This window comes from Acinetobacter sp. ANC 3882, assembly GCF_022549545.1.
In the GTDB taxonomy this organism is placed as follows: domain Bacteria; phylum Pseudomonadota; class Gammaproteobacteria; order Pseudomonadales; family Moraxellaceae; genus Acinetobacter.
Genome location: NZ_JAKZGB010000003.1, coordinates 37231 through 63205, shown reverse-complemented (window position 1 = coordinate 63205; position 25975 = coordinate 37231). Strand labels below are relative to the sequence as shown.

The 25975-nt window shown below is 40.4% G+C and carries 21 protein-coding genes and 1 pseudogene; 10 read left to right on the top strand and 12 right to left on the bottom strand.

The window, feature by feature from the left end:
• Window positions 1-50 precede the first annotated feature (50 nt).
• Window positions 51-491: a DUF2726 domain-containing protein gene (locus MMO42_RS07825; RefSeq protein WP_241319964.1), complete on the top strand. Its 441-nt coding sequence runs from the start codon at window positions 51-53 to the stop codon at window positions 489-491.
• A 19-nt stretch (window positions 492-510) separates the two neighbouring features.
• Here the strand turns inward: MMO42_RS07825 and MMO42_RS07820 are convergent, their stop codons facing one another.
• From MMO42_RS07820 to glnA, 5 genes are all read right to left on the bottom strand, one after another.
• Complete coding sequence (locus tag MMO42_RS07820; RefSeq protein ID WP_005295775.1) at window positions 511-714, bottom strand: hypothetical protein; 204 nt, start codon at window positions 712-714, stop codon at window positions 511-513.
• Window positions 715-817: 103 nt separating this feature from the next.
• Complete coding sequence (locus tag MMO42_RS07815; RefSeq protein WP_241319963.1) at window positions 818-2158, bottom strand: lipase family protein; 1341 nt, start codon at window positions 2156-2158, stop codon at window positions 818-820.
• 109 nt (window positions 2159-2267) lie between these two features.
• Window positions 2268-3149: a 4-hydroxybenzoate octaprenyltransferase gene (gene ubiA, locus MMO42_RS07810; RefSeq protein ID WP_241319962.1), complete on the bottom strand. Its 882-nt coding sequence runs from the start codon at window positions 3147-3149 to the stop codon at window positions 2268-2270.
• Window positions 3150-3164: 15 nt separating this feature from the next.
• Window positions 3165-3656, bottom strand: a complete 492-nt coding sequence (locus tag MMO42_RS07805) for a chorismate lyase (RefSeq protein WP_241319961.1) — start codon at window positions 3654-3656, stop codon at window positions 3165-3167.
• A gap of 391 nt (window positions 3657-4047) precedes the next feature.
• A complete protein-coding gene (glnA, locus tag MMO42_RS07800) occupies window positions 4048-5463 on the bottom strand; it encodes a type I glutamate--ammonia ligase (protein WP_171067252.1) in 1416 nt (471 codons plus the stop codon).
• A gap of 622 nt (window positions 5464-6085) precedes the next feature.
• On the opposite strand from glnA, the gene MMO42_RS07795 reads away from it, so the two are divergent.
• Window positions 6086-6670 (top strand): aminodeoxychorismate/anthranilate synthase component II, encoded by a 585-nt coding sequence (locus tag MMO42_RS07795; protein ID WP_004652659.1) that lies wholly within the window; start codon window positions 6086-6088, stop codon window positions 6668-6670.
• A gap of 355 nt (window positions 6671-7025) precedes the next feature.
• The gene (locus MMO42_RS07790) at window positions 7026-8390 is read left to right on the top strand and encodes an L-cystine transporter (RefSeq protein WP_241319960.1); all 1365 of its coding nucleotides are present in this window, start codon (window positions 7026-7028) and stop codon (window positions 8388-8390) included.
• 59 nt (window positions 8391-8449) lie between these two features.
• On the opposite strand, the pseudogene MMO42_RS07785 reads toward MMO42_RS07790, so the two are convergent.
• Together MMO42_RS07785 and MMO42_RS07780 are read right to left on the bottom strand one after the other, a co-directional pair.
• Window positions 8450-11222, bottom strand: a pseudogene (locus MMO42_RS07785) (M1 family metallopeptidase).
• 7 nt (window positions 11223-11229) lie between these two features.
• Complete coding sequence (locus tag MMO42_RS07780) at window positions 11230-13962, bottom strand: TonB-dependent receptor (protein ID WP_241319959.1); 2733 nt, start codon at window positions 13960-13962, stop codon at window positions 11230-11232.
• Window positions 13963-14332: 370 nt separating this feature from the next.
• Between MMO42_RS07780 and trpD the strand changes: the two genes are divergently transcribed.
• The 6 genes from trpD to MMO42_RS07750 all read left to right on the top strand — a co-directional run bounded on the left by trpD (window position 14333) and on the right by MMO42_RS07750 (window position 18639).
• Window positions 14333-15382, top strand: a complete 1050-nt coding sequence (gene trpD, locus MMO42_RS07775; RefSeq protein WP_241320265.1) for an anthranilate phosphoribosyltransferase — start codon at window positions 14333-14335, stop codon at window positions 15380-15382.
• A gap of 9 nt (window positions 15383-15391) precedes the next feature.
• A complete protein-coding gene (gene trpC, locus MMO42_RS07770; protein WP_241319958.1) occupies window positions 15392-16198 on the top strand; it encodes an indole-3-glycerol phosphate synthase TrpC in 807 nt (268 codons plus the stop codon).
• Window positions 16199-16326: 128 nt separating this feature from the next.
• Complete coding sequence (locus MMO42_RS07765; protein WP_241319957.1) at window positions 16327-16764, top strand: hypothetical protein; 438 nt, start codon at window positions 16327-16329, stop codon at window positions 16762-16764.
• Window positions 16765-16931: 167 nt separating this feature from the next.
• Complete coding sequence (locus MMO42_RS07760) at window positions 16932-17621, top strand: Smr/MutS family protein (RefSeq protein WP_241319956.1); 690 nt, start codon at window positions 16932-16934, stop codon at window positions 17619-17621.
• Between the two features lie 91 nt (window positions 17622-17712).
• Window positions 17713-18261: a GTP cyclohydrolase I FolE gene (gene folE, locus MMO42_RS07755; protein ID WP_005202404.1), complete on the top strand. Its 549-nt coding sequence runs from the start codon at window positions 17713-17715 to the stop codon at window positions 18259-18261.
• Between the two features lie 15 nt (window positions 18262-18276).
• The gene (locus MMO42_RS07750; RefSeq protein WP_241319955.1) at window positions 18277-18639 is read left to right on the top strand and encodes a cupin domain-containing protein; all 363 of its coding nucleotides are present in this window, start codon (window positions 18277-18279) and stop codon (window positions 18637-18639) included.
• Window positions 18640-18675: 36 nt separating this feature from the next.
• On the opposite strand, the gene MMO42_RS07745 is transcribed toward MMO42_RS07750, so the two are convergent.
• The 4 genes from MMO42_RS07745 to hemE form a co-directional block, all read right to left on the bottom strand.
• Window positions 18676-20556, bottom strand: a complete 1881-nt coding sequence (locus MMO42_RS07745) for a DUF4105 domain-containing protein (protein ID WP_241319954.1) — start codon at window positions 20554-20556, stop codon at window positions 18676-18678.
• Window positions 20557-20635: 79 nt separating this feature from the next.
• Complete coding sequence (locus MMO42_RS07740; RefSeq protein ID WP_241319953.1) at window positions 20636-21106, bottom strand: DUF3015 family protein; 471 nt, start codon at window positions 21104-21106, stop codon at window positions 20636-20638.
• Window positions 21107-21271: 165 nt separating this feature from the next.
• Entirely contained in the window at window positions 21272-22066 is a 795-nt protein-coding gene (locus MMO42_RS07735; RefSeq protein ID WP_241319952.1) for a DUF817 family protein, read from the bottom strand.
• A gap of 42 nt (window positions 22067-22108) precedes the next feature.
• The gene (gene hemE / locus MMO42_RS07730; RefSeq protein WP_241319951.1) at window positions 22109-23182 is read right to left on the bottom strand and encodes a uroporphyrinogen decarboxylase; all 1074 of its coding nucleotides are present in this window, start codon (window positions 23180-23182) and stop codon (window positions 22109-22111) included.
• 200 nt (window positions 23183-23382) lie between these two features.
• Here hemE and MMO42_RS07725 point away from each other — a divergent pair, with 200 nt between their 5' ends.
• Entirely contained in the window at window positions 23383-24585 is a 1203-nt protein-coding gene (locus tag MMO42_RS07725) for a L,D-transpeptidase (protein ID WP_241319950.1), read from the top strand.
• Between the two features lie 58 nt (window positions 24586-24643).
• Here the strand turns inward: MMO42_RS07725 and MMO42_RS07720 are convergent, their stop codons facing one another.
• Window positions 24644-25915: a diguanylate cyclase gene (locus MMO42_RS07720; protein ID WP_241319949.1), complete on the bottom strand. Its 1272-nt coding sequence runs from the start codon at window positions 25913-25915 to the stop codon at window positions 24644-24646.
• Window positions 25916-25975 lie beyond the last annotated feature (60 nt).

Here is a 25975-nt window from a genome sequence, read left to right as displayed (position 1 = left end):
AAAACCCACTCTTAATTGAGTGGGTTTTTTATTTGCTCTTTGATAAATACATGTTTGAATCAAATCACCTCCTATTTCTAACCATTGGGTTTATAAGTACAGCTATATTGCTATTCAGCTGCATACGTCCTTTCTTCCCCAAGCAAAAGTTCTTTGCCCGACCTGTCATCACTTCGTTTGAATCGCGTATGTTTATGCGTTTACAGCAAGCATTTCCTCAGCATCATGTTCTGGCTCAGGTTGCATTTAGTGCATTGATTACCAGCGACCATTATAAAATTCGCAGCAAGTTCAATCGCAAGGTCACAGACTTTGTAATTATGGATCAGGAAATGAATGTTTTGGCGATTATTGAGTTAGATGACCCAAGCCATTTAGGCAAAGAGCTAGAAGATAAAAAGCGCGATCAGATGCTACAAGAAGCAGGTTATCAGGTACAGCGTTACACTGAAATTCCATCCATAAGACAATTACAGATGGATCTTCGATAATCTGTCTTTCTAAGAAAAATTATTCTGTCTTTGCTTGTTCAGCATTTTTCTGTTGCTCAAACTTTTTTGCAATCTCAGCACGTTGTTGATCATATTTTTTCTTGGTTTGCGCATCACTTTTGGCAGCAACAAATGCCATACCTACAATAAAAATTGGAATCAATAATCCCAAACTCATTAATAACCAAGGGACTGACTTTTTCTCAACAGGTGGCTGGCTCATAAGTGATTTAAACTCAAATTGCATGGCTTTAAACAGTGCAACAATATAACAAAAAAGAGCCCCGATAAAGAGACTCTTTTTTATTAGCTTGAAACCACAAATATTATGGCTTCACACCTGTACATTGCTCATTTTTACTTGCATCAATCTTAGCTGGATCAACCACTATATTTGTTTTAGCAGGCATCTTAGATTGAATGAAGTTATATACATCAAGGTTTCTACACACAATTGCCTGAGTATGCGTTGCATTTACAACAGGGTCCAGTTTAACACTTGGTGACCCTAATGCTTGCAAATTAGCAACCAATACCTGTGTAACAGGGAATGGAACATTTGTATCCGCAGTTCCCTGAACAATATAAACTGGCTTATCAATACGTTTCGTTCCAGGTTGGTTTGCAACTAGAAACTTCTGCACTGTTTCATTATTTTTAAAGTTATTAGTATCTAACCCTGGATAGTCCATAACTTTTTTATCAGGATTATCCGTCATAAACTTAATGATATCAGCTTTAAACTTCTCAATAAGACTTAAGCTTGGATCAGCTTCATTATCTAAACAAAGACCATTTTCACCTGTGGTACCTTCAGCAAATTCTGCAAGAGATTTTGCACGTTCTTGGAAAATGTCTCGATAATTGAATCTTGGCTCATATGCTTTAATCCCAACACCTGTCAATGCAGCATAAGCAAGTAAAGTTGCATAGGAATCAACAGATACTCGTTTTGCTAACGGTACTCCTGCTGCTATTTCTTTTAACTCAATCCCTGCCAAAGCAGTAGGTGCAACCTCTAAGATAATCTTTCCTAAACTCGATGCAGGTGCTCCAGCCACAGATCCCTTATAGGTTGCATCCGCATTTGCATACTCCGCAGTCCCTAAAGATGCCTGACCACCTTGAGATTGACCAGCAGACATCCACTCCCCATTTAGCTTGGCACCATAATGATCTTTAGCTGCTTTTACAGCTGCAATCGCAGATTTCGCCTCACTACCCAAGTTAAGATATGGATGAATACCTGGCGTACCTAAACCTTCATAATCAGGCGCAACAACAACATAACCTGCCTCTAATAAGCTTTCAGCTAAAATTCTAAAGCGAGCCCCGATTGCATTGTTACTTGGTGCACAACTATCCGCAACACCAACTGTGCCATGTTCCCAAACCACAACTCGGTAACCATCAGTAGGTTGAGCAGCTTTTGGAAACATCACTAGTGCCGTCGCTTTTGCTGTACGCCCTTGGACATTGACCATGTTATACGTCATTACTTTAATTGACGATGCATTATCTACTTTATCTTTCGAATAAGTAGTTTCAGACAGATAGGTTTTTTCCGAATCCACCCCGGTATAATCATCATCATTGTCATTACACGCTGTTAAAAATAATGCAGAAATTGAGAAAGTTACTGCTAAAGCAATGTTTGACCGTTTCATAAAATATCCTTTTAGTCCTTGTTTTATTTTAAGCATGAAACTACATGCCACATTATTAAGGCATAAAAAAAGTGCTCTGCATAGAACACTTTTCAACTATTCAGTCAGTTTAAGATATTAATTCTAAAAAAATTCCAATAAAAATAATCAGCCCTACCCAGCGATTGTGACGGAATGCCCAAAAACAAATTTGTGGATCACGATCTTTGGTTTTAAATGCCTGATAGGCAAAATCAGCAGCAACGATCAATAAAGCAATCAATCCAAATGGCAATAGCAGATTTTCTAAATATAAAGCACCACCGATAAGGAGCAAGCTGAGGATCTGAAGCAACCCAATGATCTGGATATCATAACGACCAAATAGAATTGCGGTTGATTTCACCCCAATTTTCAAATCATATTCACGATCTGTAATCGCATATTGAGTATCGTAGGCAACCGTCCACGCCAAATTACCGAAATACAAAAGCCAACAGGTTAAATCGAGTGGTTTACCCATCGCAGTAAAAGACATGGGAATTCCCCATGAAAATGCCATACCCAAAACAACTTGTGGTAAGTGGGTATAGCGCTTCATAAAGGGATAAATAAATGCCAGCACCAGCCCCGCAAGCGCGCAATAAAACGTGGCAATCGGCAGGAAAAATAAAGTGCAGGCACTTGCTGCGACTAATGCAAGAAAAACATAAACCGCTTCACATGGACGAATAACACCTGTTGCCAACGGACGGGTTTTGGTTCGCTCTACATGTGCATCGACTTTCCGATCTGCAAAATCATTGATCGCACAACCCGCTGCACGCATAAAAATCGTACCCAAAACCATCGCAATCAGAATCTGCAATGGAGGTAGTCCCCCCGCAGCAATCCATAAAGCCCACATAGTTGGCCAAAAAACCAGTTCTGTGCCAATCGGTTTATCGAAGCGACATAAATAGTAATAGGCTTCTAAACGTTGTCGCCAAGTTGTGTGTTGCACCGTTTCCATGATGAATCCTTAGAGTCAATGCTGTCGAATAAATTGTTCAAATGCAGGTAAAAATGTTTCTTGCACAATAAATTTACATCCATGCCATGTATAGCAACTCTGCCGCGTCCACCCTTCTTCAAGATGAATCACTCGTCGCTCGCAAGCAGGATTTGTTCTTTGAAATAAAAACCAGCCAATCGGCTTATTACGGATATGCCGAAACAAGCGTGCTTTTTTCTGCATACTCAAAATCGGGAAAATACTTTTTGCTTTGACCCATGCCTGCTCTTGACTGCCATAAAGATAAGTTTCACGCACCCAACCAATATGCTGAGGTGGCATCTGCATCCATTGACTATCGGCAAAGGTTAAACGCTGATAATGTTCTTTCAATCGCTCAACATGGAACTGGCCATGACCTAAATCGGTTAATTGTTGAGTAAGTGAACCAGATGCATACAACCATTTCTTTAAATCAATCGGGATTTCTTTCCCCTTTATTCTGTTTGGTCGTAAATTTCGCATGCTTGGCTCACTAAAAACATCTTTAGGGTCTGTTGATACTTCAACCATGCATTGCGTTATAGGCTAAAAGCACACAGACAAGGCATGGAACGTAGACAATGGCGATACCCTTGTCAAGTTTCATAACGAAGTTTGGGGGAGTTTTAGCCATAACCCTTCGGGACAGGGAAATTTTTTGATGTTACTACGTTAGCTCGTATTTTTTTAGAATCACTAAATTTCATACGACCTGCCTTGTAGCATCTAAAAAATGCCCTCTGTCGCAAGCATCTGTGAAATATCAGCAGCACCTATGAGTGTACATGATTTTTTTCAAAAAAGAGTATGACTTTCAATTGAATCAAAAACATAAAAAAAGCTCGCCGAAGCGAGCTTTTTTGAATTGGATGTATTACAGGCTGTAGTACATATCAAATTCAACTGGGTGAGTTGTCGTGTTAAGACGACGTACATCTTCAGTTTTAAGTTCGATATATGCATCAAGCATTTCTTTAGTGAATACACCACCTTTCAACAGGAACTCATGGTCATTTTGAAGCGCTTCAAGTGCCATATCCAAGCTGTGAGCAACTGTTGGGATTTTCGCTTCTTCTTCAGGAGGAAGATCATACAAGTTCTTATCAGCAGCTTCACCTGGGTGAATCTTGTTTTGGATACCGTCGATACCCGCCATCAATAATGCCGCAAAACCTAAGTACGGGTTCATCATTGGATCTGGGAAACGTGCTTCGATACGCTTGCCTTTAGGGCTAGAAACGTAAGGAATACGGATAGATGCAGAACGGTTACGCGCTGAGTAAGCAAGCATAATTGGTGCTTCGAAGTGAGGAACCAAACGCTTGTACGAGTTCGTAGAAGGGTTTGTGATCGCATTTAATGCACGAGCATGCTTGATCACACCACCGATAAAGAATAATGCCATTTCTGATAAGCCAGCATATTCATCACCAGCAAACAAGTTCTTGCCATCTTTAGAGATTGACATGTGAACGTGCATACCAGAACCGTTGTCACCTACCATTGGTTTAGGCATAAATGTTGCTGTTTTAGCATATTGATGCGCAACGTTCCAAACTGCATATTTGAACTGTTGAACTTCGTCCGCTTTACGAACTAAAGTATTGAAGCTCACACCAATTTCTAATTGGCAAGATGCAACTTCGTGGTGATGTACTTCTACACGACCAGGACCCATGATGTCTTCGATTTTTGCACACATTTCCGCACGCATATCTTGTGAAGAATCAACAGGAGGAACTGGGAAGTAACCACCTTTAACACGTGGACGGTGACCAGAGTTACCCGCTTCGTAATCTTTACCAGTTGACCATGCAGCTTCTTCAGCGATCAATGTATGACGCGCGCCAGACATGTCGATGTCCCATTTTACTTCGTCAAAAACGAAGAATTCTGGTTCTGGACCAAAGAATGCAGTATCACCGATACCTGTAGATTTTAAATATTCTTCAGCACGACGAGCAATCGAACGTGGGTCACGCTCGTAACCTTGACCAGTAGATGGCTCAATAACGTCACAAGTCACAACAACTGTAGGCTCAGCAAAGAACGGGTCAAGAAAACCTGTTTCAGCATCTGGACGTAAGATCATGTCAGACGCTTCAATGCCTTTCCAACCAGCGATTGAAGAACCATCAAACATTTTACCGTCTTCAAATGTATCTTCATCAATCGTGTCAGCTGGGTAAGTTACGTGCTGCTCTTTACCCTTAGTATCAGTAAAGCGAAAATCGACCCATTTTGCGCCACTTTCTTTGATGAGTTGAAGGACCTTGTTCGCCATGCTCATTTGCTCCAATGAAATTTCTATGCACCTGTTAAGTGCGTGTTAGTTGTTGATATCTAATTAGCAATTATCATACCAACAATTTTAAAGCATACCTAAAACATTGAAATTCTTTGCAGAAAAAATGCTTTAAGCTCCATGTCCTATGTCTACTATAATGCTTATATCCGAAAACGCACCATATTTACACATTCCTATTTCGGAGCGTCCCTAAAAAAGACAAAATGAACCAAAATAGTGCAATACATATAACAAAGAACCAATGTAGTGCCAATTACGCTATTATTCTTAGCATAAATTGGCTTTTTATATCATTCTTTTCAAGATCATTCCAATCAATTCATTTAGACTTTCGATTCACTTTCTTGTTTTTTTACCAAGTCTTTCAATTACAAAATTTATTCTCGATTAAGCAGGTATTGCAAAGCAATAAAATCTACCAGATTTCAACCAATGCCTTGTTTCAAAATTTTCCACATTAATCATCGGTTTTGATATGATGATTTCCCGCTAGCGCTAGAATAATCCTTCTTCTATTAACAACAGATGAAATCAAATAGCGTTCAGATCGGTTTATCGAATTCAATAGCACAATTAAGTGCATATTTTTCAAAAGGTTATAATCATGCTTCTAATGATTGACAATTATGACTCATTTACTTACAACATCGTTCAATACTTTGGCGAGTTGAATCAAGAAGTAAAAGTTGTTCGTAATGATCAAGTGACATTAGAGGATATTGAACGATGGCAGCCAAAATATCTTGTGATTGGCCCTGGCCCGTGTTCACCAAGTGAAGCAGGTATCTCAATTCCAGCCATCAATCACTTTGCTGGCAAAATTCCGTTACTGGGTGTTTGCTTAGGTCATCAAGCGATTGGACAAGCCTTTGGTGGCAACATCATTCGTGCTAAAACGGTGATGCATGGTCGCCTATCTGACATGCACCATAGCGACAAAGGAATTTTTAGCAATTTGCCCTCTCCGTTTGCAGCGACACGGTATCATTCATTGGTGATTGAACAGGAAACTTTGCCTGAATGTCTAGAAGTCACCTGCTGGACCAATCAAGCAGATGGTACGATAGAAGAAATCATGGGTGTAAAACATAAGACACTGCCTGTTGAAGGTGTCCAGTTCCACCCCGAGTCTATTTTAAGTGAACATGGCCATCAAATTTTCAAAAACTTCTTGGATATTTATGCTTAGTCTCGAGACTTGAGCATACTTCATCTTTAAACAGCCTATTTTTTATGAATAGGCTGTTTTTATTTTGAACATATAAAAACAATATACAACTCATACATACTGCATAAATTTACAGCATTAAAATAAAAGTGAAAAAATACATTTAAAACAAGTCATTCTTTTTCAATAATTAATCCACTTTTCACACGTTATAAAAAGTAAGTTCAATACGTGATTTCTAGCAGCGTGAATTGCTTTTTACTTTTTTAGATTAACTATAGTCATAGGAATGATTAAGTTTCAGGGCAGCTGGATGATAGAATCTAAGTCATTGTTCTTAGCATTCCCCCTGAATGATTTATCAGGATAACCTATTGTGAATACCTTGGTTTTATTGAATATTATTGTTTTCGTCCTGCTCATGGCAGGATTGTTTTTTAGCTACCGTAAAGATTGGAGCCTCTCCAAAAAAGTTCTGATCGGTATGATCGTAGGTATCTTTTTTGGTTTAGCACTGAAAGCGATCTACGGCGACAACCCTATTATTGAACATTCAATTGCATGGATTAACCTCGTCGGTAATGGTTATGTGCAACTATTACAAATGGTGATCATGCCACTGATTTTTATTTCAATTTTAAGTGCGGTGGTGAAACTACACCAAACCACATCACTTGGAAAAATCAGTGTGCTCGTGATTGGTATCTTGCTCGTCACAACGGCTATTGCGGCACTTGTCGGTGCTGGGATTACCAACTTATTTGGCTTAACCGCTGAAGGATTGGTGCAAGGTACCAAAGAAGCGGCTCGACTAGCGACCATTCAAAGTCAATATATTGGTCAAGTCACAGATTTAGATGTTCCAAAACTACTACTTTCTTTATTTCCGCAAAACCCTTTTGCTGATTTGACTGGGGTTCGCCCTACCGCAATTATCAGTGTTGTGATTTTCTCTGCATTTTTAGGTGTAGCAGCCTTAAAACTGATGGATAAAGACACCATTAACGGCGAAAGAATCAGACACGGAATTGAAGCACTACAAGCTTTGGTCATCAGTCTGGTACGTTTGGTCATGCAATTTACGCCTTATGGTGTATTGGCATTGATGACTAAAATGGTAGCAACAGCGAACGTAGCTGATATCGTAAAACTCGGTGAATTCTTAGTTGCCTCTTATCTTGGCCTAGCGATTATGTTCATCGTACATACACTGATTCTGCTGTTTGTACGTGTCAACCCAATCGACTTTTTCAAGAAAGTTTTCCCTGTTTTAACCTTTGCATTTACCAGTCGCTCAAGTGCAGCCAGTATTCCATTGAATATTGAAGCGCAAACCAAGCAACTGGGTGTACCCGAAGGCATTGCCAGCTTCTCGGCTTCATTTGGTGCAACCATTGGTCAAAATGGTTGTGCTGGTTTATACCCTGCAATGCTTGCAGTGATGGTTGCACCAACAGTCGGCATTAATCCACTTGACCCATTATGGATTGCCCAATTGGTTGTTGTGGTTACCCTCAGTTCTATTGGGGTTGCAGGTGTGGGGGGTGGTGCGACTTTTGCTGCTTTAATCGTGCTTCCTGCGATGGGCCTACCGATTACTTTAGTGGCATTGCTCATTTCAATTGAACCATTGATTGATATGGGACGTACTGCATTAAATGTGAATGGTTCTATGACGGCAGGTACTGCGACCAGTCAATTGTTGGGTGTTCGAAATCCTCAGCCCGATAATGATGCTTAAACGATCTACAAATAAAAAAAGCCAACGATGATCAGTTGGCTTTTTTATAGCTGAATAAATTACAATTTTAGCTGTTGCACGATAGATCCATCTTGTTTCGCGACCAGAGATTCACAGAGTTGGATACGTTCTTTAGTTTGATTTAAACCCCGCTCAACTCCGACCAACTCTTTGGTTCGTGGTGCAAAGAATGTATTTAGCTGCGTAGCTTCTTGCTGTGAACATGCTGCTCCGCTAAATAATGCAGGGAAACGTCCTGCTGAAGACTTACCTAAACGATCAAACACAGCATCATGATTGGTTTTAAACCAAGACCACAGTCCACCTTGTTCACCGCTATAGTTATTGATTGCATTAATCACAGTCCGTACTTCACCAACTTTCACACGTGGATCAAGAACGAGCTGACGTGCCTGCTGACGTGTATCTGCCTGATTGGCTGAACCTAAAGCAGACAGAATCGCCAGACGTTGTGTCGGTTGCGTGATGCGTTGCAACTCCCCCACTAAACGATCAAATGCAGGCTGTCCTTTTTCTTGGACACGTACAGCCAAAATCGTCGGTAATAATTCTGGCGTAAGCTGAGCAAAGTTCAGTTGCGTCTGTTCAAATAAAGCATCGGATTGCTTTAAGAGTTTTTGACGAACTTCTGGCACCTGAATTTCCAATGCAAGGAACTGTGCTAATTCGCTTCGCCATAAGCTATCTTCGGCAGATTCACCTGCTTTACTGGTATAGCCCAACTGATTCAATTTTGGTAAATAGAAATTCGCCAAAACCTTTCTCAAGTGTTCACGTTCTGCCTCGGTCTTCAACACATGACGTTGTATAGCGCTAAGCTGCTGAAACAATGCTGTACTAATTTGGCGACTATTCGAGTTGGCAAATTTCTTCGCCACATCCACCACCGCCAGCAAGTTAATATCCCCATGGTTAAATGCTGCCGAAACCGCATAGGCATAAGCCAATTGTTCAGTGTTAGAAAGTTTCTCTGTCGCATGAGTCAGACGAGCAAGCTCTGGTTCAGGCAAACTAAATTGGTAATAGCCTGCTGCATCTGCATTTGGAATATACCAACTGTTAATACTTGCGCCTTTGAGTTCAATTTTGGCTTCCGCTCGGTCAACCAGTTCACATTGAACTTTGCTTGCAGCATTTGAAACTTCGTAGCGTACACATAATGGTACACCCCAAAGACTATTTGCATCTCCAGTTGAACCGACAGGTAAATAACGCGTTTGCTTCACATTTAAAAAGACTTTATTGCCTTGTTGCTGCAATGAAGTACTCAGCAAAGGTACACCGGGTTGATCAATAAAGCTTTTCACCGCTTTGCTAAAACGCTCAGCCTGTCCAGACTGCTCTGCAAGGGAACTGATTAAATCATTGGCGGTGGCACTACCATATTGGTGCTTGTTAATATAATTTCGCACCCCTTGTTTGAATTTTTCCTCGCCTAAATAACTTTCAAACATATTTAAAACAGCTGCGCCTTTTTGATAGGTAATACCATCAAAAGCAGTTTGAATATCTGCGTTACTTAAAATGGGCTGACGGATACGACGTACACTGACCAAACTATCGCTTTTCATTGCACCTGCAGTATCGACCACACGTTCAAGATCAGCATTAAACTCTGGGTGTAATTGTTGGGTTATTTTACTTTGCATCCAAGTGGCAAAAGATTCATTCAACCACAAGTCATCCCACCACGGCATCGTTACCACATCTCCAAACCATTGATGTGCCAACTCGTGTGCATTGACATTAAAAGAGCTCTGTACAAATGACACAGGAGAGTCTTTGTCCAATAGCATCAAATAATCTCTAAAGGTAATCAACCCTGGATTTTCCATTGCACCTGCAGCAAAGTCAGGTGCAGCAAGTAAGTCTAATTTGTCGAAGGGATAGCCAAAAGCAAAATAATCTTCTAGCGTTTTTAAAATTGCAGGGGTTTCCGATAAAGCCTGCTGCATTTTTACGGCCTTAGCATCCGGTGCAATACCACGCAATTGAATAGCATCTTTGCGCCATCGTGTTGCAGCAATATCTGGACCTTTTTGTAATTGCCAAGGCCCGACTGCCAGCGCAAGTAAATAAGTCGGTAATGGTTTGGTCTGTGCAAAACTTAAAGTTTTCCAGCCCGACTTTTCCGCCTGCTCCGATGTCTGATTAGTATTGGCAAAACCTGAATATTTATCAGGGATGGTCAAGCGAATATTAAACGGCGTCTTAAAACGTGGTTCATCAAAAGATGGAAAGGATTGACGGGCACTAATGGCTTCCATTTGAGTCATGACATAAGGCTTACCTTCAAACTCAATTTTATAGATCCCATCGAGTTGCTGATCATAATCTGCATTAAAATCCAGTACTAAACGATATTGCCCAGCAGCTAATGTCTTGGCAAATTTAATCACACTCACCCCATCGACTTCTGAGGCCTGTTCATATTTGGCTGTGGTTTTCTGTCCATTTAAGGAGACGATACTGGCCTCTTTTACCGACAGCGATTTACCATGAATCCAGAGATGGTCGGTTGCTTGGGTCAGTTTTAAATGAATGGTGGTTTTGCCCGTATAACCTTTTTGAGCAGGATCAATTTTAAAGTCTAAATCATAAGATTCGGGCACAGCCCATTCAGGTAATTTGCCAATTGGAATTTGTTCATTGATATTCGACGCAAAAATCTGTGTTGCAGATAAAGAGAGTAATGTTGTAAGCAGCAATCGTTTTTTAAATGAAGGTTTGACCAACATAGGAGATCTGTCCTCTGTAGTTTTTAAAATAAAAAGACGCAGCAAATGGTGTACCACTTCGCTGCATCCACACATCATTGTTAGAATTTATAATTAAACTCCAGCCAACCCTGACGGCCGAATGGTGAATACGATCCTACTGGATAATAAGGCCAGCCGCCTGTGTCATCGTGTTTCACTTTGTCAAACAGGTTATTCACCATGATTGAAGCAGAAGCTTTTGGCGAAATTTGGTAGGTTCCACTCCAGTTCACCAAATATGTTGAGCTTAGATAAGTCGTTTGATCACCGTTTGGAATTTTGCCATAGCGATTCACCAGCACGGTCGATGCCCAATCACCTCGATTCCAACTCAAGCTGGTATTGAAACGGTCTCTCCAATCTGGAATGGTTAAATCTTTTAAGTAGTTATCTTTCTCACCGTCTTTTGATTGTTGATATTCACGTTCAAGCACGCGGCTATAATTCACCGTCCACAAGAAGTTACCCAGATTTTCTGTTTTCCAGCGCCATCTGCTGGTGAAATCAATACCACGAGTATGATCTGAAGCCGCATTAATCGGAACGATATTAATATTCTTGATCACATTTGGATCAACTACTGCATTCGTCGGGTTCCGTTCTACACGCGCTAAAGCATCGACACATTGTGCCGAGTTGATATCTTGTGCGCCCAAACGGCAATCTGCTTCTAAACGTAAAATTTTATCTTCACTTAAATTGGTCACTAGATTATCAATTTTGATATCCCAATAATCGACGGAAATATCAAACTTATTACTGGGTGACCAAACGAAACCTGCACCATAAGATTTACCCTCTTCTGGCTTTAAATCCTTGTTGCCCGTTAAGGTATAGTTTGCCCCTGGTGAATAATCTTTAAAACTACATTTATCTAAAGCTTGTCCCGTCTGACTGCAACGTAAATAATCGGTGGTACTTGGGAAATAGCCCTTTTGTTTATTTAAAAACAGATAATTCATATCTGGCGCGCGGAAACTCGTCGCGTAGTTACCTCGAACCAATAAGGTTGGATGTGGCCTAAACTCAAGTCCTGAACCAAAGGTAAATTTATCAATACTGTTATCTGACAAAGCATAGCGGTCATAACGTCCAGACAGCGTTAAATTTAATGGCTTTGCTAGCGGTAAGAATAATTCCGTACCCAATGCTTGACGAGTCCGTGCTCCACCATATTCACCACTGGAAGTTGCATTATAGAATTCACCATTTTCTAATGCCTTATCCGGTTTGATTGAAAAACCTTGGCGTCCAATTTCTGCCACAACAGCAAGCTTGGCCGTTCCTGCCGGGAGTTCAAACACATCACCATTGGCACTTAAAGTTAAGCTCTGTGCCCAAGACTTATCTTTTTCTTCTGTCGTACCCGAAATAGCTCTAAATTCACTGGCTGTTAGTGGTCGACTTAAACGATCCAGATTCGGTGAATAAATTGGAATACCATCTTGATCAGTACCCAATCGCTGACCTAAGAAATATTCATCAACATTCGAACGTACCAGACCTTGTTTGCGTAATTGACTGGTATAAATCGAGCCATTATAGGCAGCTTCATAACGCCAGCTGCTGTCCCCGATATCACCGCGAATACCAAAATTCAAATTTGTGGAGAGCTCTTTCCATTTTTTATTGGCTTGTTCCACACCACCCAACTCTTCTGGTGCAAAACGACGACTCCAAATTTCATAATTTCCTGTATCTTGGTTTAAGAAATAGCCACTACTTGCACCTAAAGATGTCCATGTCGGACCACGGGTATTATTTTCAATTTGATTGGCACCAATCAACACATCAGCAAATAATTGTGTTTTTTCATTCAGTTCATAATCCAAACCGAGATAACCATTTTGGCTGCGATTCTTGGTTTGAACGGTCCAATAGGTTGGTCGAGCTAAACCGCTAGCACAGTTATCGGCACCGACCTTTCCTGCATTCTGGACGGAACCCTTAAATAAACCATCAAATGCTTGGCAACCGCCAATTGAGAGATATTGCCCTGTCTTGGCATTTTTACGTCCAACGATATTGTCTGGTTTTTCTCCTCGACGCGTTCGGCTCGACATAAAATCACGATCAGCCGCCCAAATCGGTTCACGTCCACTCAGTTCAAGTCCATACACTAGATTGAGTTGATCCAGTGTTTTACTGCCACTCAGTTGTAAACGTAAGTTTTCTCCACCCTCTTTGGTTCCACCTGCCTTGATATTAAATTGGGTTCCATCGGTTTTCTTTTTCAGAATAATATTCACCACACCCGCAATGGCATCAGAACCATAGATGGCAGAAGCACCCCCGTTTAAGATTTCGATTCGATCAATAATTGCGGTTGGAATATTGGCTAAATTGACAAAATTCACAGCACCATCATATGGTACAGGATAGTCGGCCACCCGATGTCCATTGATTAAAGTCAGGGTATGATTCGGCCCCAAACCTCGTAAACTAATCGCATTGGCGGCAGGCGTAAAGGTATTGCCATAGTCAGCCCCCTGCACAAAGCCTGTATTTTGGGTCAGATTGTTGAGTGCATCAAAGGCATTGCTAAAGCCCTGTTTTTCGATATCGGCTGCGGTAATCACCGTTACACTGGTCGGGCCATCTTTTTGAGCTTTGGAAATACGTGAGCCTGTGACTGCAACACGCACCACTTTATCCGATGTCACATTGCTTTGTGGCTTTTCTACATTTGTCTCAGCATAAGTTTCTAATGGATGAAGGCATGCAATAAATACAAAAACAAAACGACCTTTGTTTTTAACAGCCCCAAGATATTTCAAGTAATTTAGGTACATATTTATAAATGAATAAAATTAAGACCGACCTAATATATCCACTTTTATTTATTTGATTTATACGCATTTTTTATAGAGATATGCGCGAATAAGATATACCAAATGGTTGATTATTTATCATAAAAACTCAGATAAACCCCTCATAAAATAATACCTTTTTCATTCAATCACTCCCAACCATAAATTTATCAACTGACTTAAACGGGTTAAATTTTAAAAACTCTCTAGCCACAACCTAAATCTTGAGTTATTTTCTGCTAACATAGCCCTTTAGCGGGTGGCATACACCCCACCAATAAGCTGAGCTTTCCTTCATCATCAACCACTTTCATCCAAATTTTTTAATCATTAAATGCTGTAACTCATGACTATGAATATCCAACAGGCACTCAATAATATTACCAAGAACATCCATCTGACCCAGCCACAAATGGAAGATGTCATGCGCAGTATCATGCAAGGTGAAACCACTGATGCACAAATTGGTGCGCTGATGATGGGCTTGCGCATGAAGGGTGAAAGTATTGATGAAATTACAGCTGCCGCACGTATCATGCGTGAATTCGCAATTAAAATTGATGTCAGTGATATTCCTCATCTCGTCGATATCGTGGGTACGGGTGGCGATGGTCAAAACTTATTTAATGTTTCAACGGCTTCAAGTTTTGTAATTGCAGCTGCGGGAGCAACCATTGCTAAACATGGTAACCGTGGCGTATCCAGCAAATCTGGTTCTTCTGATGTACTTGAACAAATTGGCATTCAACTTGATTTAGACATGCAGCAAACTGAACGCTGTATCCGTGAAATGGGGGTCGGCTTCCTGTTTGCGCCGAATCATCATAAAGCCATGAAATATGCAGTGGCCCCCCGTCGTGAATTGGGCATCCGCAGCATTTTCAATTTGCTTGGCCCTTTGACCAATCCGGCTGGCGTGAATCGTTTTGTGATTGGCGTATTCTCAGATGAATTATGCCGTCCAATTGCCGAAGTACTCAAACAGCTCGGTGCAATTCATGTATTGGTTGTACATTCAAAAGATGGCCTAGATGAAATTAGCTTAGCTGCACCAACCGCTGTGGCAGAGCTTAAAGATGGCGAAATTACAGAATGGACCTTGACCCCAGAAGACGTCGGGATCGCTTCTCAAACCCTCACCGGCTTAGTGGTCAATAGTTCAGAAGAAAGCTTAAAACTGATCAAAGATGCTTTAAGCCGTGACAAATCAGACGTTGGTGAAAAAGCAGCAAATATGATTGCACTGAATGCAGGTGCAGGCATTTACGTCGCAGGCATTACCAAAACCTATAAACAAGCCGTTGAGTTGGCTCAAGATATTCTTTATGGCGGACAAGCGCTAGAAAAAATGAGTATCTTGGCTGAATTTACCAAGACATTGAAACAATATCAGGCAGACTAAGGACTTCTCATGATCGATATTCAAAATACCATTTTAGGTAAAATTGTTGACCGCAAACATGAGGAGCTTGCAGCACGTTTAAAACAACGTAGCTTGCATGATGTTGAACAGTGGGCAAATGAAGCGACTCCCGTTCGTGGCTTTGCCAATGCCCTACAGCACAAGCGCCCAGCCGTGATTGCTGAAATTAAAAAAGCATCACCGTCTAAAGGTATCATTCGTGCAGATTTCAATCCTGCTGAGATTGCCCAACAGTATGAGCAGGCAGGTGCTGCTTGCTTGTCCGTATTAACGGATGTGGATTTTTTCCAAGGTGCAGACGAAAATATTGCAATTGCACGTCAGCATTGTGCCCTGCCAGCGTTGCGTAAAGACTTTTTGATTGATCCTTATAATGTGGTTGAAGCACGTGCTCTACATGCGGATTGTATTTTACTAATCGTCGCATGTTTATCAGATCAACAGCTGGAAGAAATGTCAAAAACCGCTTTTGAACATCAGCTTGATGTGTTGGTTGAAGTGCATGATGAATATGAGTTAGAGCGTGCTTTAAAACTTTCTGAACAATGCATTTTGGGTGTGAATAACCGCAACCTTAAAACCTTTGATGTGGATTTAAACACCTCATTACGTTTAAAGAAATTATTGCCTGCTTCTCGTGTTTTAGTCACAGAGAGTGGAATTGCCACACCTGCTGACGTAGAAATGATGCAAGCTAATGATATTCATACTTTCCTTGTCGGTGAAAGTTTTATGAAGCAACCTCGCCCTGATCAAGCATTTAATGCATTGTTTGGGCAGCCTGAGCAAATTTAAGTAAATAAGGTTCAAGGTGAGATTTTACCTTGGACCTTTAAAATGACGCTAGAACCAAACATAAGCGCTTAATAAGTAATAAAAATCAGAATTCCAAAATACTAAAAGATTAAAACTGATGGAATAATATGCGTAATTTTTTATTCATCCTAGGACTAATCTTTCTAGTCGGCTTTCCAATTTATAGCCATCTATTTTTCTACGAAAAAATTCAGAGATTGAAAGATCCAAGAGTTTTTTACTACTTTACGATCATTCCTGGATGCATTCTGATTGGTATCGCAATGTATTTATCTCCCGCAAAGACCTACATCAAAACTGAAGAATGTGGTGTTGTAGAACAATACAAAAAATTTCCAAAACGAGGAGGAGGTCATTTCGAGCGACTGGCGATTGTTATGGATCAATCTGGTTATATTCGTTACTTTGACTTTGATAACACTTTGCCTCGCGTTCAAGCGAATCAGCATATCTGCTTTGAACTCTATGATCGTTTTAAAAATAAAGGGTTAAATCAATCAAGAATTACAAAGATTCTAACAGCCTCTGAAACTCAGTTATTATAGATAAGCGTTTCCATAAACAAGCTAAATGAATTTGCTCTCCTCTACTTTGAGCAATTTCTAACGATTTTAAAATCCATATCCTTTGATGAATGCAAGACAGTTCAAATCAACACAGATTCGGACTATAATTTTACGCCTCTCTGCTATCTTGCCTGTTTTCTAAAATTATGAGTAAACATGATTCATCGCTTTCTAAAGATCAGTTTAATTTACTGAAAGCCTTTAAAAAGCAAATCTCCAACCCACAGTCTAGCGCTGTTGCGAAACAAGCCGAGTCAAAAAAGACTCAAGCTGTTGCTGAAGAGCTGGAAGATACAGAGCTTTTTAAAAAAGCCCTTTTAGGGGTAAAGCCAATCGACAATCAAAATATTGCCGATACTCGAGTTGTGCGTAGCAAAAAAGTCGATGCCCAAACCTTAGCAAAACGTGCCGCTGCTGAAGGCGGAACTGAACAAGAGCTCACAGAGATTTCAGATACTCAAGCGATCTTAAATCCTGTTGCAAGCCAAGCGACTTTAAGCTACCGCATTGCAACTTTACAGCACAAAGTATTTGAAGACTTAAAAGCAGGTAAAATCCGCTGGTTTGAAGCAGTCGATCTGCATGGTTGTACTGTTGAACAAGCACGAGCTGCTGTTTTACAAGTACTCCAAATGGCAAAAGATGAAAATCAGAATGTCGTTAAAATTGTGCATGGTAAAGGTCCTGAAGCAATTTTAAAAACTTATGTCAACGGTTGGCTCAGACAGCATCGTGATGTGCTTGCTTTCGTCAGCGCACCTGAAAATCAAGGTGGTACAGGAGCAGTTTTAGTCCTGCTCAAACGTGCCGAAAAGAACCCTAAGTACAAACAGTAATCGGCATTTTTATCAAAACTAAGATTTCCAATCGTTTTCTGATACAATTGCCGTTTTTGTTCAACCCACCTAAGTGAACATTGTTATGTCTATGCAGCAATCGTACGCAAATATCTTAACTGCCGTTGGCGAAGACCTAAATCGCCCGGGCTTAAAAGATACGCCAATGCGTGCGGCTAAAGCTTTTTCTTTTTTAACTTCTGGCTATAGCAAAACGCTTGAAGAAGTTACAAATAGCGCGCTCTTCCCTTCCGATAACCATGAAATGGTATTGGTCAAAAATATTGAATTTTATTCACTGTGTGAACATCACCTGCTGCCATTCTATGGCCGTGTTCACATTGCATATTTACCTGAAGGTCAAGTTTTAGGTTTATCTAAATTTGCACGCATTACAGAAATGTTTGCGCGTCGTCTCCAAGTTCAAGAGAACCTGACACAGCAAATTGCAGAAGCAGTTGCTGAAGTAACACAAGCACGTGGTGTTGCTGTGGTGATTGATTCTGCTCATATGTGCATGATGATGCGCGGTGTAGGTAAGCAAGAGTCGACCACACGTACTGTTTCTTTTGTTGGTGATTTTAAAACCGACAAAGATGTACGTCGTGAGTTCTTAAGCGCTGTTCCTGAAAATTATTAAGCTGAGCAGCCTAGAATGTCATCTGTTCAGTTAGCAGGTTTTGGTGATTTAGTTCAAGGTGAAGCCAGTATTGATTATCCTCGTCCCGATCGTCTGGTGCGAGGTAATCCTGAGCGTTTAACCTATAGTTTATATGAACATCCACATATGGACTGTGGCATTTGGCAATGTGAGGTTGGTGCCTGGAATATTCAATTCGCTGATAATAAACAAGAGTTCTTTCAAGTCATTGAAGGGATTGTGCGTATCCATGATGCAAAGACCAATACTTTTATTGAAGTCACTGCTGGCCATGCAGGGATTATCCCTCCCGCATTTGTTGGTACATTTGAAGTCATTGAAGCGGTTAAAAAATACTACGTCATCGTTGAAGTCTAAATCTTGGAAATTGGCCTGATCCCAATGATATTTTATCTAAAAAAACAGAACATAGCTTAAACCTACTTTATTCCAGTCTTTATGATCTTGTTGTTCAAAATCCCAATTCAGACGCAGAGCATGATTTGTATTCAGACTATATTGAAGCTGTGTACCGACTCTTAAATTCCACTGACTCTGATCTTGCCAATACGGCAATTCCACCTGCACCACACTATTAATATTGTCCGTCCACAGATTCATACAACCAACTGTGGGGCCTGCACCAACGCGCCAGCCTTGATCTAAATCTCTCCCACCTTGAATATGACTTTGTAGTTGGGCATAACACAGATGTCGACGATCATAATCTGCCATGCTATAACCAACTTGCATATTTAGATTCATCACGCCATGTTGAGCTTCTTCACTAAACTGCCCATTTTCAATCGCTTCCTGTTTCCAACCGAGATTAAATCCCCAAGTGAACGGCGATTTAAAAGGTTGAACTGGATTATAAGAATTCACCGATAATAGATCTAAATGTTCGAGCTTGAGCTTGTCATCACGATATTGCAGACTACCATCTAAAAACAGTAATTGTGTGCCTGTGCGATAGCCCCCTTGTGGATCAATCAAATCGTGATAGGCCTGACGATGACCCAGCTCCACAAACTTTTGTCCTTGCACCTCACCCACATTCACAGACAAATTACGTGCATGATGCCCTTCTACAGGCTGCTTTTTCGGACGTATCGGTTCTTGACGCTGTTTATCAACATCAATCTGACTACGCTGAGCGAGTAGCTGACGTAATTGCGGTTGAGCAAAATCTGCATCGACTTGGTGGCTAATATATTGTAGATATAAATCATCATAAGCCATTTCTAAAATCTTGGCCTGATCTTGCTGAGTATAGGTTTTTAAAATGGATTGAACTTGGTCAGTCTCGGTAAAAGCAACTTGGTGGGCAACTTTAGCCAGCTGTGTACCATGCTGTTTGGCCTGCGAAAGCAGTTGTGTTTCCAAAGCAGGACGATAGACCACTTCTTTAACCAGATCCTGCTCATCGACCGCTTTCAAGGTTTCAATTGGAATCGCAGCATAATTAAACTGCTGTTTTAAGTTTAAATTTGGGCGGACTAAGTCGATTAAGCCCAATAAACGATAAGCACAATTATCACTGACGAAATAATAAGGAAAACTCACATGCTGCATTTCCCAAATATGTTCAACCAAAAAGCGGGTTTCTTCGGGTGTTAGATTAAGCTCGTATTCCCACAAGTCACGGCTTTCAAAATCACCATATTCTTTTACCTTACGATAATACGGCATTAGTGAATATTCACCAGGATACTGCCCTGTTAAGCCCTTCCAAGCATAAGACCAGTTATCATCACCTTTAACCGTTGCCGCATAATTCACCGCATAGGAAACCAGATTGAGTTGCTTCTGATCTTTAGGGTCTAAACGCAGCAAAGTATGCCCAAACATCGAACTCGGATTGCCCATAAAGTCTGTTGCGTAAATCAACGTGGCTTTATATGGCTTGATTTGATTTATCCAATCGTCAAATTCAACGCAATTTACTTTTGAAAGTTGTTGTACATCAATGCTGAGTTGCTGCATCAACCAACGGCTACGTGCGGGAAATTTACAACGAATCGATTGATTATCGGCAGCTTCAACAAATAAGGCCTTAATATCTGCTTGTAATTCACTCTTTAAATTTGTTTTGCCATCTTTGGCATAAAAATAGCCTGCATAAGTGACTTCACTGTTTTGTTTTTGATCGGCATACATCAAGCGTTGCCATGTGGTTTGCTGATCTAATTGTTTTTGTTGAGCAAGATCTAAATACTTCTGTAAATCAGATTCAACCGAGGCATGTGCAAAATGACACATCAAAGACGCAAATACAAAAGTAGCTAATTTCATTCAATCGCAATTTTTTAAAATAATCAGAATAGGTATAAGAAAACCCTGCCATCAAGACAGGGTTTTATCAGGCAATAAATTAAACGTATGCTTTAAGCACGGCGTCTTTTGCCATCACACTTTGTAACGCATCTAAAACTTGAAGTGAGTTTGCATTTTTGCTTGAATAAATTTCAGCAAAGTTTGCTTTAGATACAGCAAAGAAACGTGCTTTATCATTGGCTTTAATTTGCATTAACTCTGCAAGCACATTTAAGCTTTCGCCTTGGCCAACTGACATATCACGTGCTAAAGATTCAGCATTTTCATTGGTGAATGTCACCACTTGCGCTGTTACTGTACCACCTTGACGGCATCCTAAAGTACCGAATGTAATACCGAGTAATTGGTTCGTGAAGATACCATTGGTTGTCGCAGCAAGAATTTTAGGTGCAACACCTTTTTTACCTGCCCAAATTTGCGTACCAGCACCACAACCGACATCATTATCAGCCATTGCTACTGTTGAACCAGCAGCTAATAAAGCGGCTAAGGCAATTTTCTTTAACATAGGAACGATCTCCAGCATAAATTATATTAACTATTTTTTATCACTATTGTATTGTGTAATTCTTCTTACACAGAAGTTAAAATAACCAGCTTGGCCTGTTTTAGCAAATAAATTTTGAAATATATCTGAAATATTCATAACCTAATTGAATGAAAGATAAACAGCTTAATTCAATTGCCAAGATCCGTTTTTATCACGCGTACCCAAAATTTTTAATACCAAGACCAAGCTAAGTAGTAATAAGAGATACCAAGAACCTAACTTGCCCCAACCGACCATATGCCATGCATCGACTTGGCTTGGGTACAACCAGATTTGATAAAAAGTACTGATGTTTTCTGCAATCCAGATCAAGAATGCCAAAAGTAATAATATTGGCAACATAGGAACTTCAAAACGATGTTGTTGCAGTTGAAAATGAAGTTTCGTCTTCCAGAAAATGACCACACTCCAAATAAATAAAGCAACTCGAATATCGGGAATAAAAAACTTGGTCATAAAGTTTAAATAAGATAAAACCGCCAAACACAGCATATTGCTAAATTTCGGTAAGTTTTCGAAAGAAACTTTATACAGTCGCAAAGATCGAGCAAAGAAACTTCCCACTGCCGAATACATAAATCCTGCAAATAACGGGACTGTATATAATTTAAAAACAGCTGGTTGTGGGTATTGCCATGAAGCAATGGCTGGATGGGTGAGGAAAACTTCCATTCCCATTGCCATGAGATGAAATAAAGCAATGACCTTTGCTTCAGCCCATGACTCAAGTTTTAAATAAAGCAGACAAAGCTGAATCAGTAAGGCATAAAACAACAAATAATCATAACGGAAGAAGCCCCAATATTCATGGCTCCCCATTGGTGCAGTGACTGCAAATGCAATTAAAAGCAGTAATCCAAATAAGGCAGCCGAAGCTGCCTTAGTGATAAAATTGAGTGGTAATACAATCAACTGCACGAAATTGGTCCTAACCTATTTATTGGGGATAAGCGAATGATATCAGCCTAAATATTTCGCACTATACTCATGAACAGTATCAACAAAAATCTTAGGTTGCGCTGGATCAACCCATTGGGTAATACCATGACCTAAGTTGGCGATATAACCTGTCTTCTCACCGTTGGCGTAGGCATCATCTAGCATTGCTTTGACTGATTTTTCAATCGAAGCTGCTGAACCATAAAGTACGGCTGGATCTAAATTGCCTTGTAAGGCAGCTCGCCCTGCAACCACATCCCGTGCGGTATAAAGCGGTGTAGTCCAATCCAATCCAAACGCATCAGCACCAGTCGTCAACATGGCTTCTAACCACTGACCGCCACCTTTGGTAAACACAATAATTGGAATACGTCGACCATCTTTTTCACGTTGAAGACCCGCAATAATTTTGGTCATATAATTCAATGAGAACTCAACATATTCTCGATGTGCCAATGCACCGCCCCAACTATCAAAAATCTGAATCGCTTGAGCACCTGCATCAATTTGCGCATTCAGGTAATCGATCACTGAGTCAGCCAAATGATCCAGCAATGCATGCAACACTTCTGGCTGCGCGTACATCATATTTTTGAGGAAACGAAACTCTTTGCTTGAGCCACCTTCCACCATGTAGGTCGCTAAAGTCCATGGGCTTCCAGAGAAACCAATCAAAGGAACTTGGCCATTTAAAGCTGAACGAATGGTCGATACTGCATTCATCACATAAGCAAGATCAGACTTGGCATTTAACTTTGGCAGATTCGCAACATCTTGTTCGGTACGCACTGTCTTATGAAACTTTGGACCTTCGCCCGTTTCAAAGTACAGACCCAAGCCTAAAGCATCAGGTACTGTTAAAATATCAGAAAATAAAATCGCAGCATCGAGTTCATAGCGGCGTAAAGGCTGTAAAGTCACTTCACAAGCAAATTCAGTATTTTTGCATAGCGATAAGAAATCACCTGCCTGCGCACGAGTTTCACGATATTCTGGTAAATAACGCCCTGCTTGACGCATCATCCATACAGGTGTGGTGTCTACAGGCTCACGTAATAAAGCTCGTAAAAAACGATCATTTTTCAACGTTGTCATGACCAATCTCTAAATTTTCTCGTGTAGGCGGCATGATAGCAAAGTTGGCCCAGAATTTATAATTCCAATTGCACAGCATAGGCCAGTCTTCAAAAATAAATTTCGTTTTTACACAAAACTGCTACTGCAAGCTGCATTATTTTCTGTAATACTTGCAACATCTTATATCCCAATATGAATAATTCTTAAGGTTGAATTACATGTTTGTTCGCTCATTACTCGCTATGAGTTTAAGTTGTATTCTTGCTAATGTTGCTTTTGCTGCTCCAACAACTGAGCAACCATTAAACCCAAAAAAAATCTCAGCAGCGGTACAAGATCCAATTGATCCTTTAGCTGTTGACCGTGCTGCATCAGATGTTGCCGTAGATCCAGCTTCAAGTGTTGTTGCAACAGCAGCATCTGAGCCACAAGTGAATACTGGGGCTGCATCAGTTGTATCGCAAAAATTAGAAAATGCACCTGATGCCACCACGACAACAGCTACCCCTGCTGCTAAAATTTCATGGACTTTGGAAAGCATGAACAATGCTGAATGGCCTGAAGGCTTACCAAAAGGACAACTGCCTGCATATGCCCGAGCACATGTGATGCTAAACAATGCCCATGCATCACCAGGGGCGATTGATGGCTCAAATGGTAAAAATACATTAAAAGCGATTGCCTCATTCCAGCAAATGAATGGTTTGACACCCACTGGTCAGCTCACCAAAGAAACCTGGGATGCTTTGGTTGCAAAGCAAACTAAGCCTGCCTATGTTGAGTACACCATTACTGATGCTGATCTAAAAGGTCCTTATGCAGATTCAATTCCTTCAGACTATGCGCTACAAGCAAAAATGAAAGGTTTGTACTACACTCGCGTAACAGAGATGTTGGGTGAAAAATTCCATATGGATGAAGGTTTCTTAAAGAAATTAAATCCAACTGCAACATTTAAAAAATCGGGTGAAAAAATTATTGTGGCCAATGTCCGCAATGACCTCCCTGAAGATATTCATTTGATCGTTGCACATAAAGGCGCAAGACAGCTTTATTTATTCAACAGTCGTAATCAAATGATTGCATCTTTTCCTGCAACAATTGGCAGTACTGACACGCCTTCTCCAGCAGGTACTTATAAAGTAGTCGGTGTTGCAAAAAACCCTTGGTATAGTTATTCACCATCTAACTTTGTGCAAGGTAAAAATCTTAAACCACTTTCTCTACCACCAGGTCCAAATGCACCCGTTGGTAATATCTGGATTGGTTTAAGCAAAAAATCTTTTGGTATTCATGGTACGCCAAACCCATCTTTAATTTCTAAGACGGCATCACACGGTTGTATCCGTTTGACCAACTGGGATGCAAATGACTTAGGTGCTAAAGTACGCTCAGGTGTAACTGTAAAATTCTTAGAATAATCTTAATTATTCAAGTCAAAAAACCGAATGTCTTCACAGATATTCGGTTTTTTTAATGCTAAATATTTTCTTCTATATTCGGCAAAGGCTGATAGTAAATTTGATTACGCCCCAGCTGTTTTGCCCGATATAAAGCCTTATCTGCAGTATGAATCAAAAGATCTTGGCTAATTCTCGGATTCCCATTAAAAACCGTAATCCCCAAGCTAATCGTGACATGATTAGACACCAATGATTTATCGTGTGGAATCATTAAACGGTCAATTGCTCGGTAAATATTGGTAGCAACTGCATAGGCCCCTTGAGCTGAAGTTTCTGGTAATAACACCACAAATTCCTCTCCACCATAGCGTGCAATAAAGTCCATGTGTCGAATTGAACTTTTGATGGTCTTGGCAATGGCTGAGATCACCTGATCCCCCATCTGATGCCCATAAAAATCATTGTAGTTTTTGAAGTAATCAATATCGATAAATAAGACCGAGAGCGATTTTCGCTCTTTGCAAGCGGCCTCATAATAATAGGTACACATCTCTTCAAAAGTACGTCGATTCGAGACATTGGTCAGTTCATCATGCTGACTTAAATGTAGTAGCTCAGAGGCTTGTATCCGTAAAATTTGCTCATCAATTTCTGAGATTTTTGACTTTATAAAGATTTTCCGCTCTTTAGAAGTCAACATCACACTGATCGAGAAACCCAGTAGCAAGCTTCCAATCAACGTGCGTCCGATCATGAGAAAATCACTAGGATTATCGAACCAATACAAAAGAAACAGGATGGCAATTGCAGCAAACGAACCAATCCACAGCATATGCAATGGACGAATTCCACTGAGGATAAAGCCCAACATATAAAGAAAAGCAATCAAGACCATCGCTTGATTTTGCAGAACCAGATTAGAAACACTGATCATCAAAATTGACGTCAAAACAATGGTCAAGAAAACAATGATACAGGCAGCAGGATAAAATAAAGGATTGAGTTTTTTAAACCGAGAGAATGCCCAAAATAAGAACAGTGCAATCCCGACAACAATCAAACTGAGAATGCTGTAGATAAAATCAGAGACAAAATGTTCACTTCCGTGAATCACGACAAAATTAGAAGGCAAAATCAGCAGAATAAAAATGGTATAGGTAATGACACCTTGACCAAAGAACTGAATCGCATTGAGGCGCGTTCGGTCAACATTGAATTTCCAAAATTCATTTTCTAATTTTTGCGGTAAAGTTCGATGTGCGCTTTTGGATTTAGAATGTTGGGCAACAAGCTGCTCTAGGTCTTCTTTTGACCTCCGCAATTGATCAAGATCATAGCCGTTGTCCATCCCATATACTCTTTTTATACTGCACTATTTTTGTGCCGCATAAAAAATAACATAATTTCT

What these genes read in the sequence shown, in the direction of transcription:
- MMO42_RS07825 (WP_241319964.1), top strand. Translation starts at nt 51, where the DNA reads ATGTTTGAATCAAATCACCTCCTATTTCTAACCATTGGGTTTATAAGT.
- MMO42_RS07820 (WP_005295775.1), bottom strand. Translation starts at nt 714, where the DNA reads ATGAGCCAGCCACCTGTTGAGAAAAAGTCAGTCCCTTGGTTATTAATG.
- MMO42_RS07815 (WP_241319963.1), bottom strand. Translation starts at nt 2,158, where the DNA reads ATGAAACGGTCAAACATTGCTTTAGCAGTAACTTTCTCAATTTCTGCA.
- ubiA (WP_241319962.1), bottom strand. Translation starts at nt 3,149, where the DNA reads ATGGAAACGGTGCAACACACAACTTGGCGACAACGTTTAGAAGCCTAT.
- MMO42_RS07805 (WP_241319961.1), bottom strand. Translation starts at nt 3,656, where the DNA reads ATGCGAAATTTACGACCAAACAGAATAAAGGGGAAAGAAATCCCGATT.
- glnA (WP_171067252.1), bottom strand. Translation starts at nt 5,463, where the DNA reads ATGAGCATGGCGAACAAGGTCCTTCAACTCATCAAAGAAAGTGGCGCA.
- MMO42_RS07795 (WP_004652659.1), top strand. Translation starts at nt 6,086, where the DNA reads ATGCTTCTAATGATTGACAATTATGACTCATTTACTTACAACATCGTT.
- MMO42_RS07780 (WP_241319959.1), bottom strand. Translation starts at nt 13,962, where the DNA reads ATGTACCTAAATTACTTGAAATATCTTGGGGCTGTTAAAAACAAAGGT.
- trpD (WP_241320265.1), top strand. Translation starts at nt 14,333, where the DNA reads ATGAATATCCAACAGGCACTCAATAATATTACCAAGAACATCCATCTG.
- trpC (WP_241319958.1), top strand. Translation starts at nt 15,392, where the DNA reads ATGATCGATATTCAAAATACCATTTTAGGTAAAATTGTTGACCGCAAA.
- MMO42_RS07765 (WP_241319957.1), top strand. Translation starts at nt 16,327, where the DNA reads ATGCGTAATTTTTTATTCATCCTAGGACTAATCTTTCTAGTCGGCTTT.
- MMO42_RS07760 (WP_241319956.1), top strand. Translation starts at nt 16,932, where the DNA reads ATGAGTAAACATGATTCATCGCTTTCTAAAGATCAGTTTAATTTACTG.
- folE (WP_005202404.1), top strand. Translation starts at nt 17,713, where the DNA reads ATGCAGCAATCGTACGCAAATATCTTAACTGCCGTTGGCGAAGACCTA.
- MMO42_RS07750 (WP_241319955.1), top strand. Translation starts at nt 18,277, where the DNA reads ATGTCATCTGTTCAGTTAGCAGGTTTTGGTGATTTAGTTCAAGGTGAA.
- MMO42_RS07745 (WP_241319954.1), bottom strand. Translation starts at nt 20,556, where the DNA reads ATGAAATTAGCTACTTTTGTATTTGCGTCTTTGATGTGTCATTTTGCA.
- MMO42_RS07740 (WP_241319953.1), bottom strand. Translation starts at nt 21,106, where the DNA reads ATGTTAAAGAAAATTGCCTTAGCCGCTTTATTAGCTGCTGGTTCAACA.
- hemE (WP_241319951.1), bottom strand. Translation starts at nt 23,182, where the DNA reads ATGACAACGTTGAAAAATGATCGTTTTTTACGAGCTTTATTACGTGAG.
- MMO42_RS07725 (WP_241319950.1), top strand. Translation starts at nt 23,383, where the DNA reads ATGTTTGTTCGCTCATTACTCGCTATGAGTTTAAGTTGTATTCTTGCT.
- MMO42_RS07720 (WP_241319949.1), bottom strand. Translation starts at nt 25,915, where the DNA reads ATGGACAACGGCTATGATCTTGATCAATTGCGGAGGTCAAAAGAAGAC.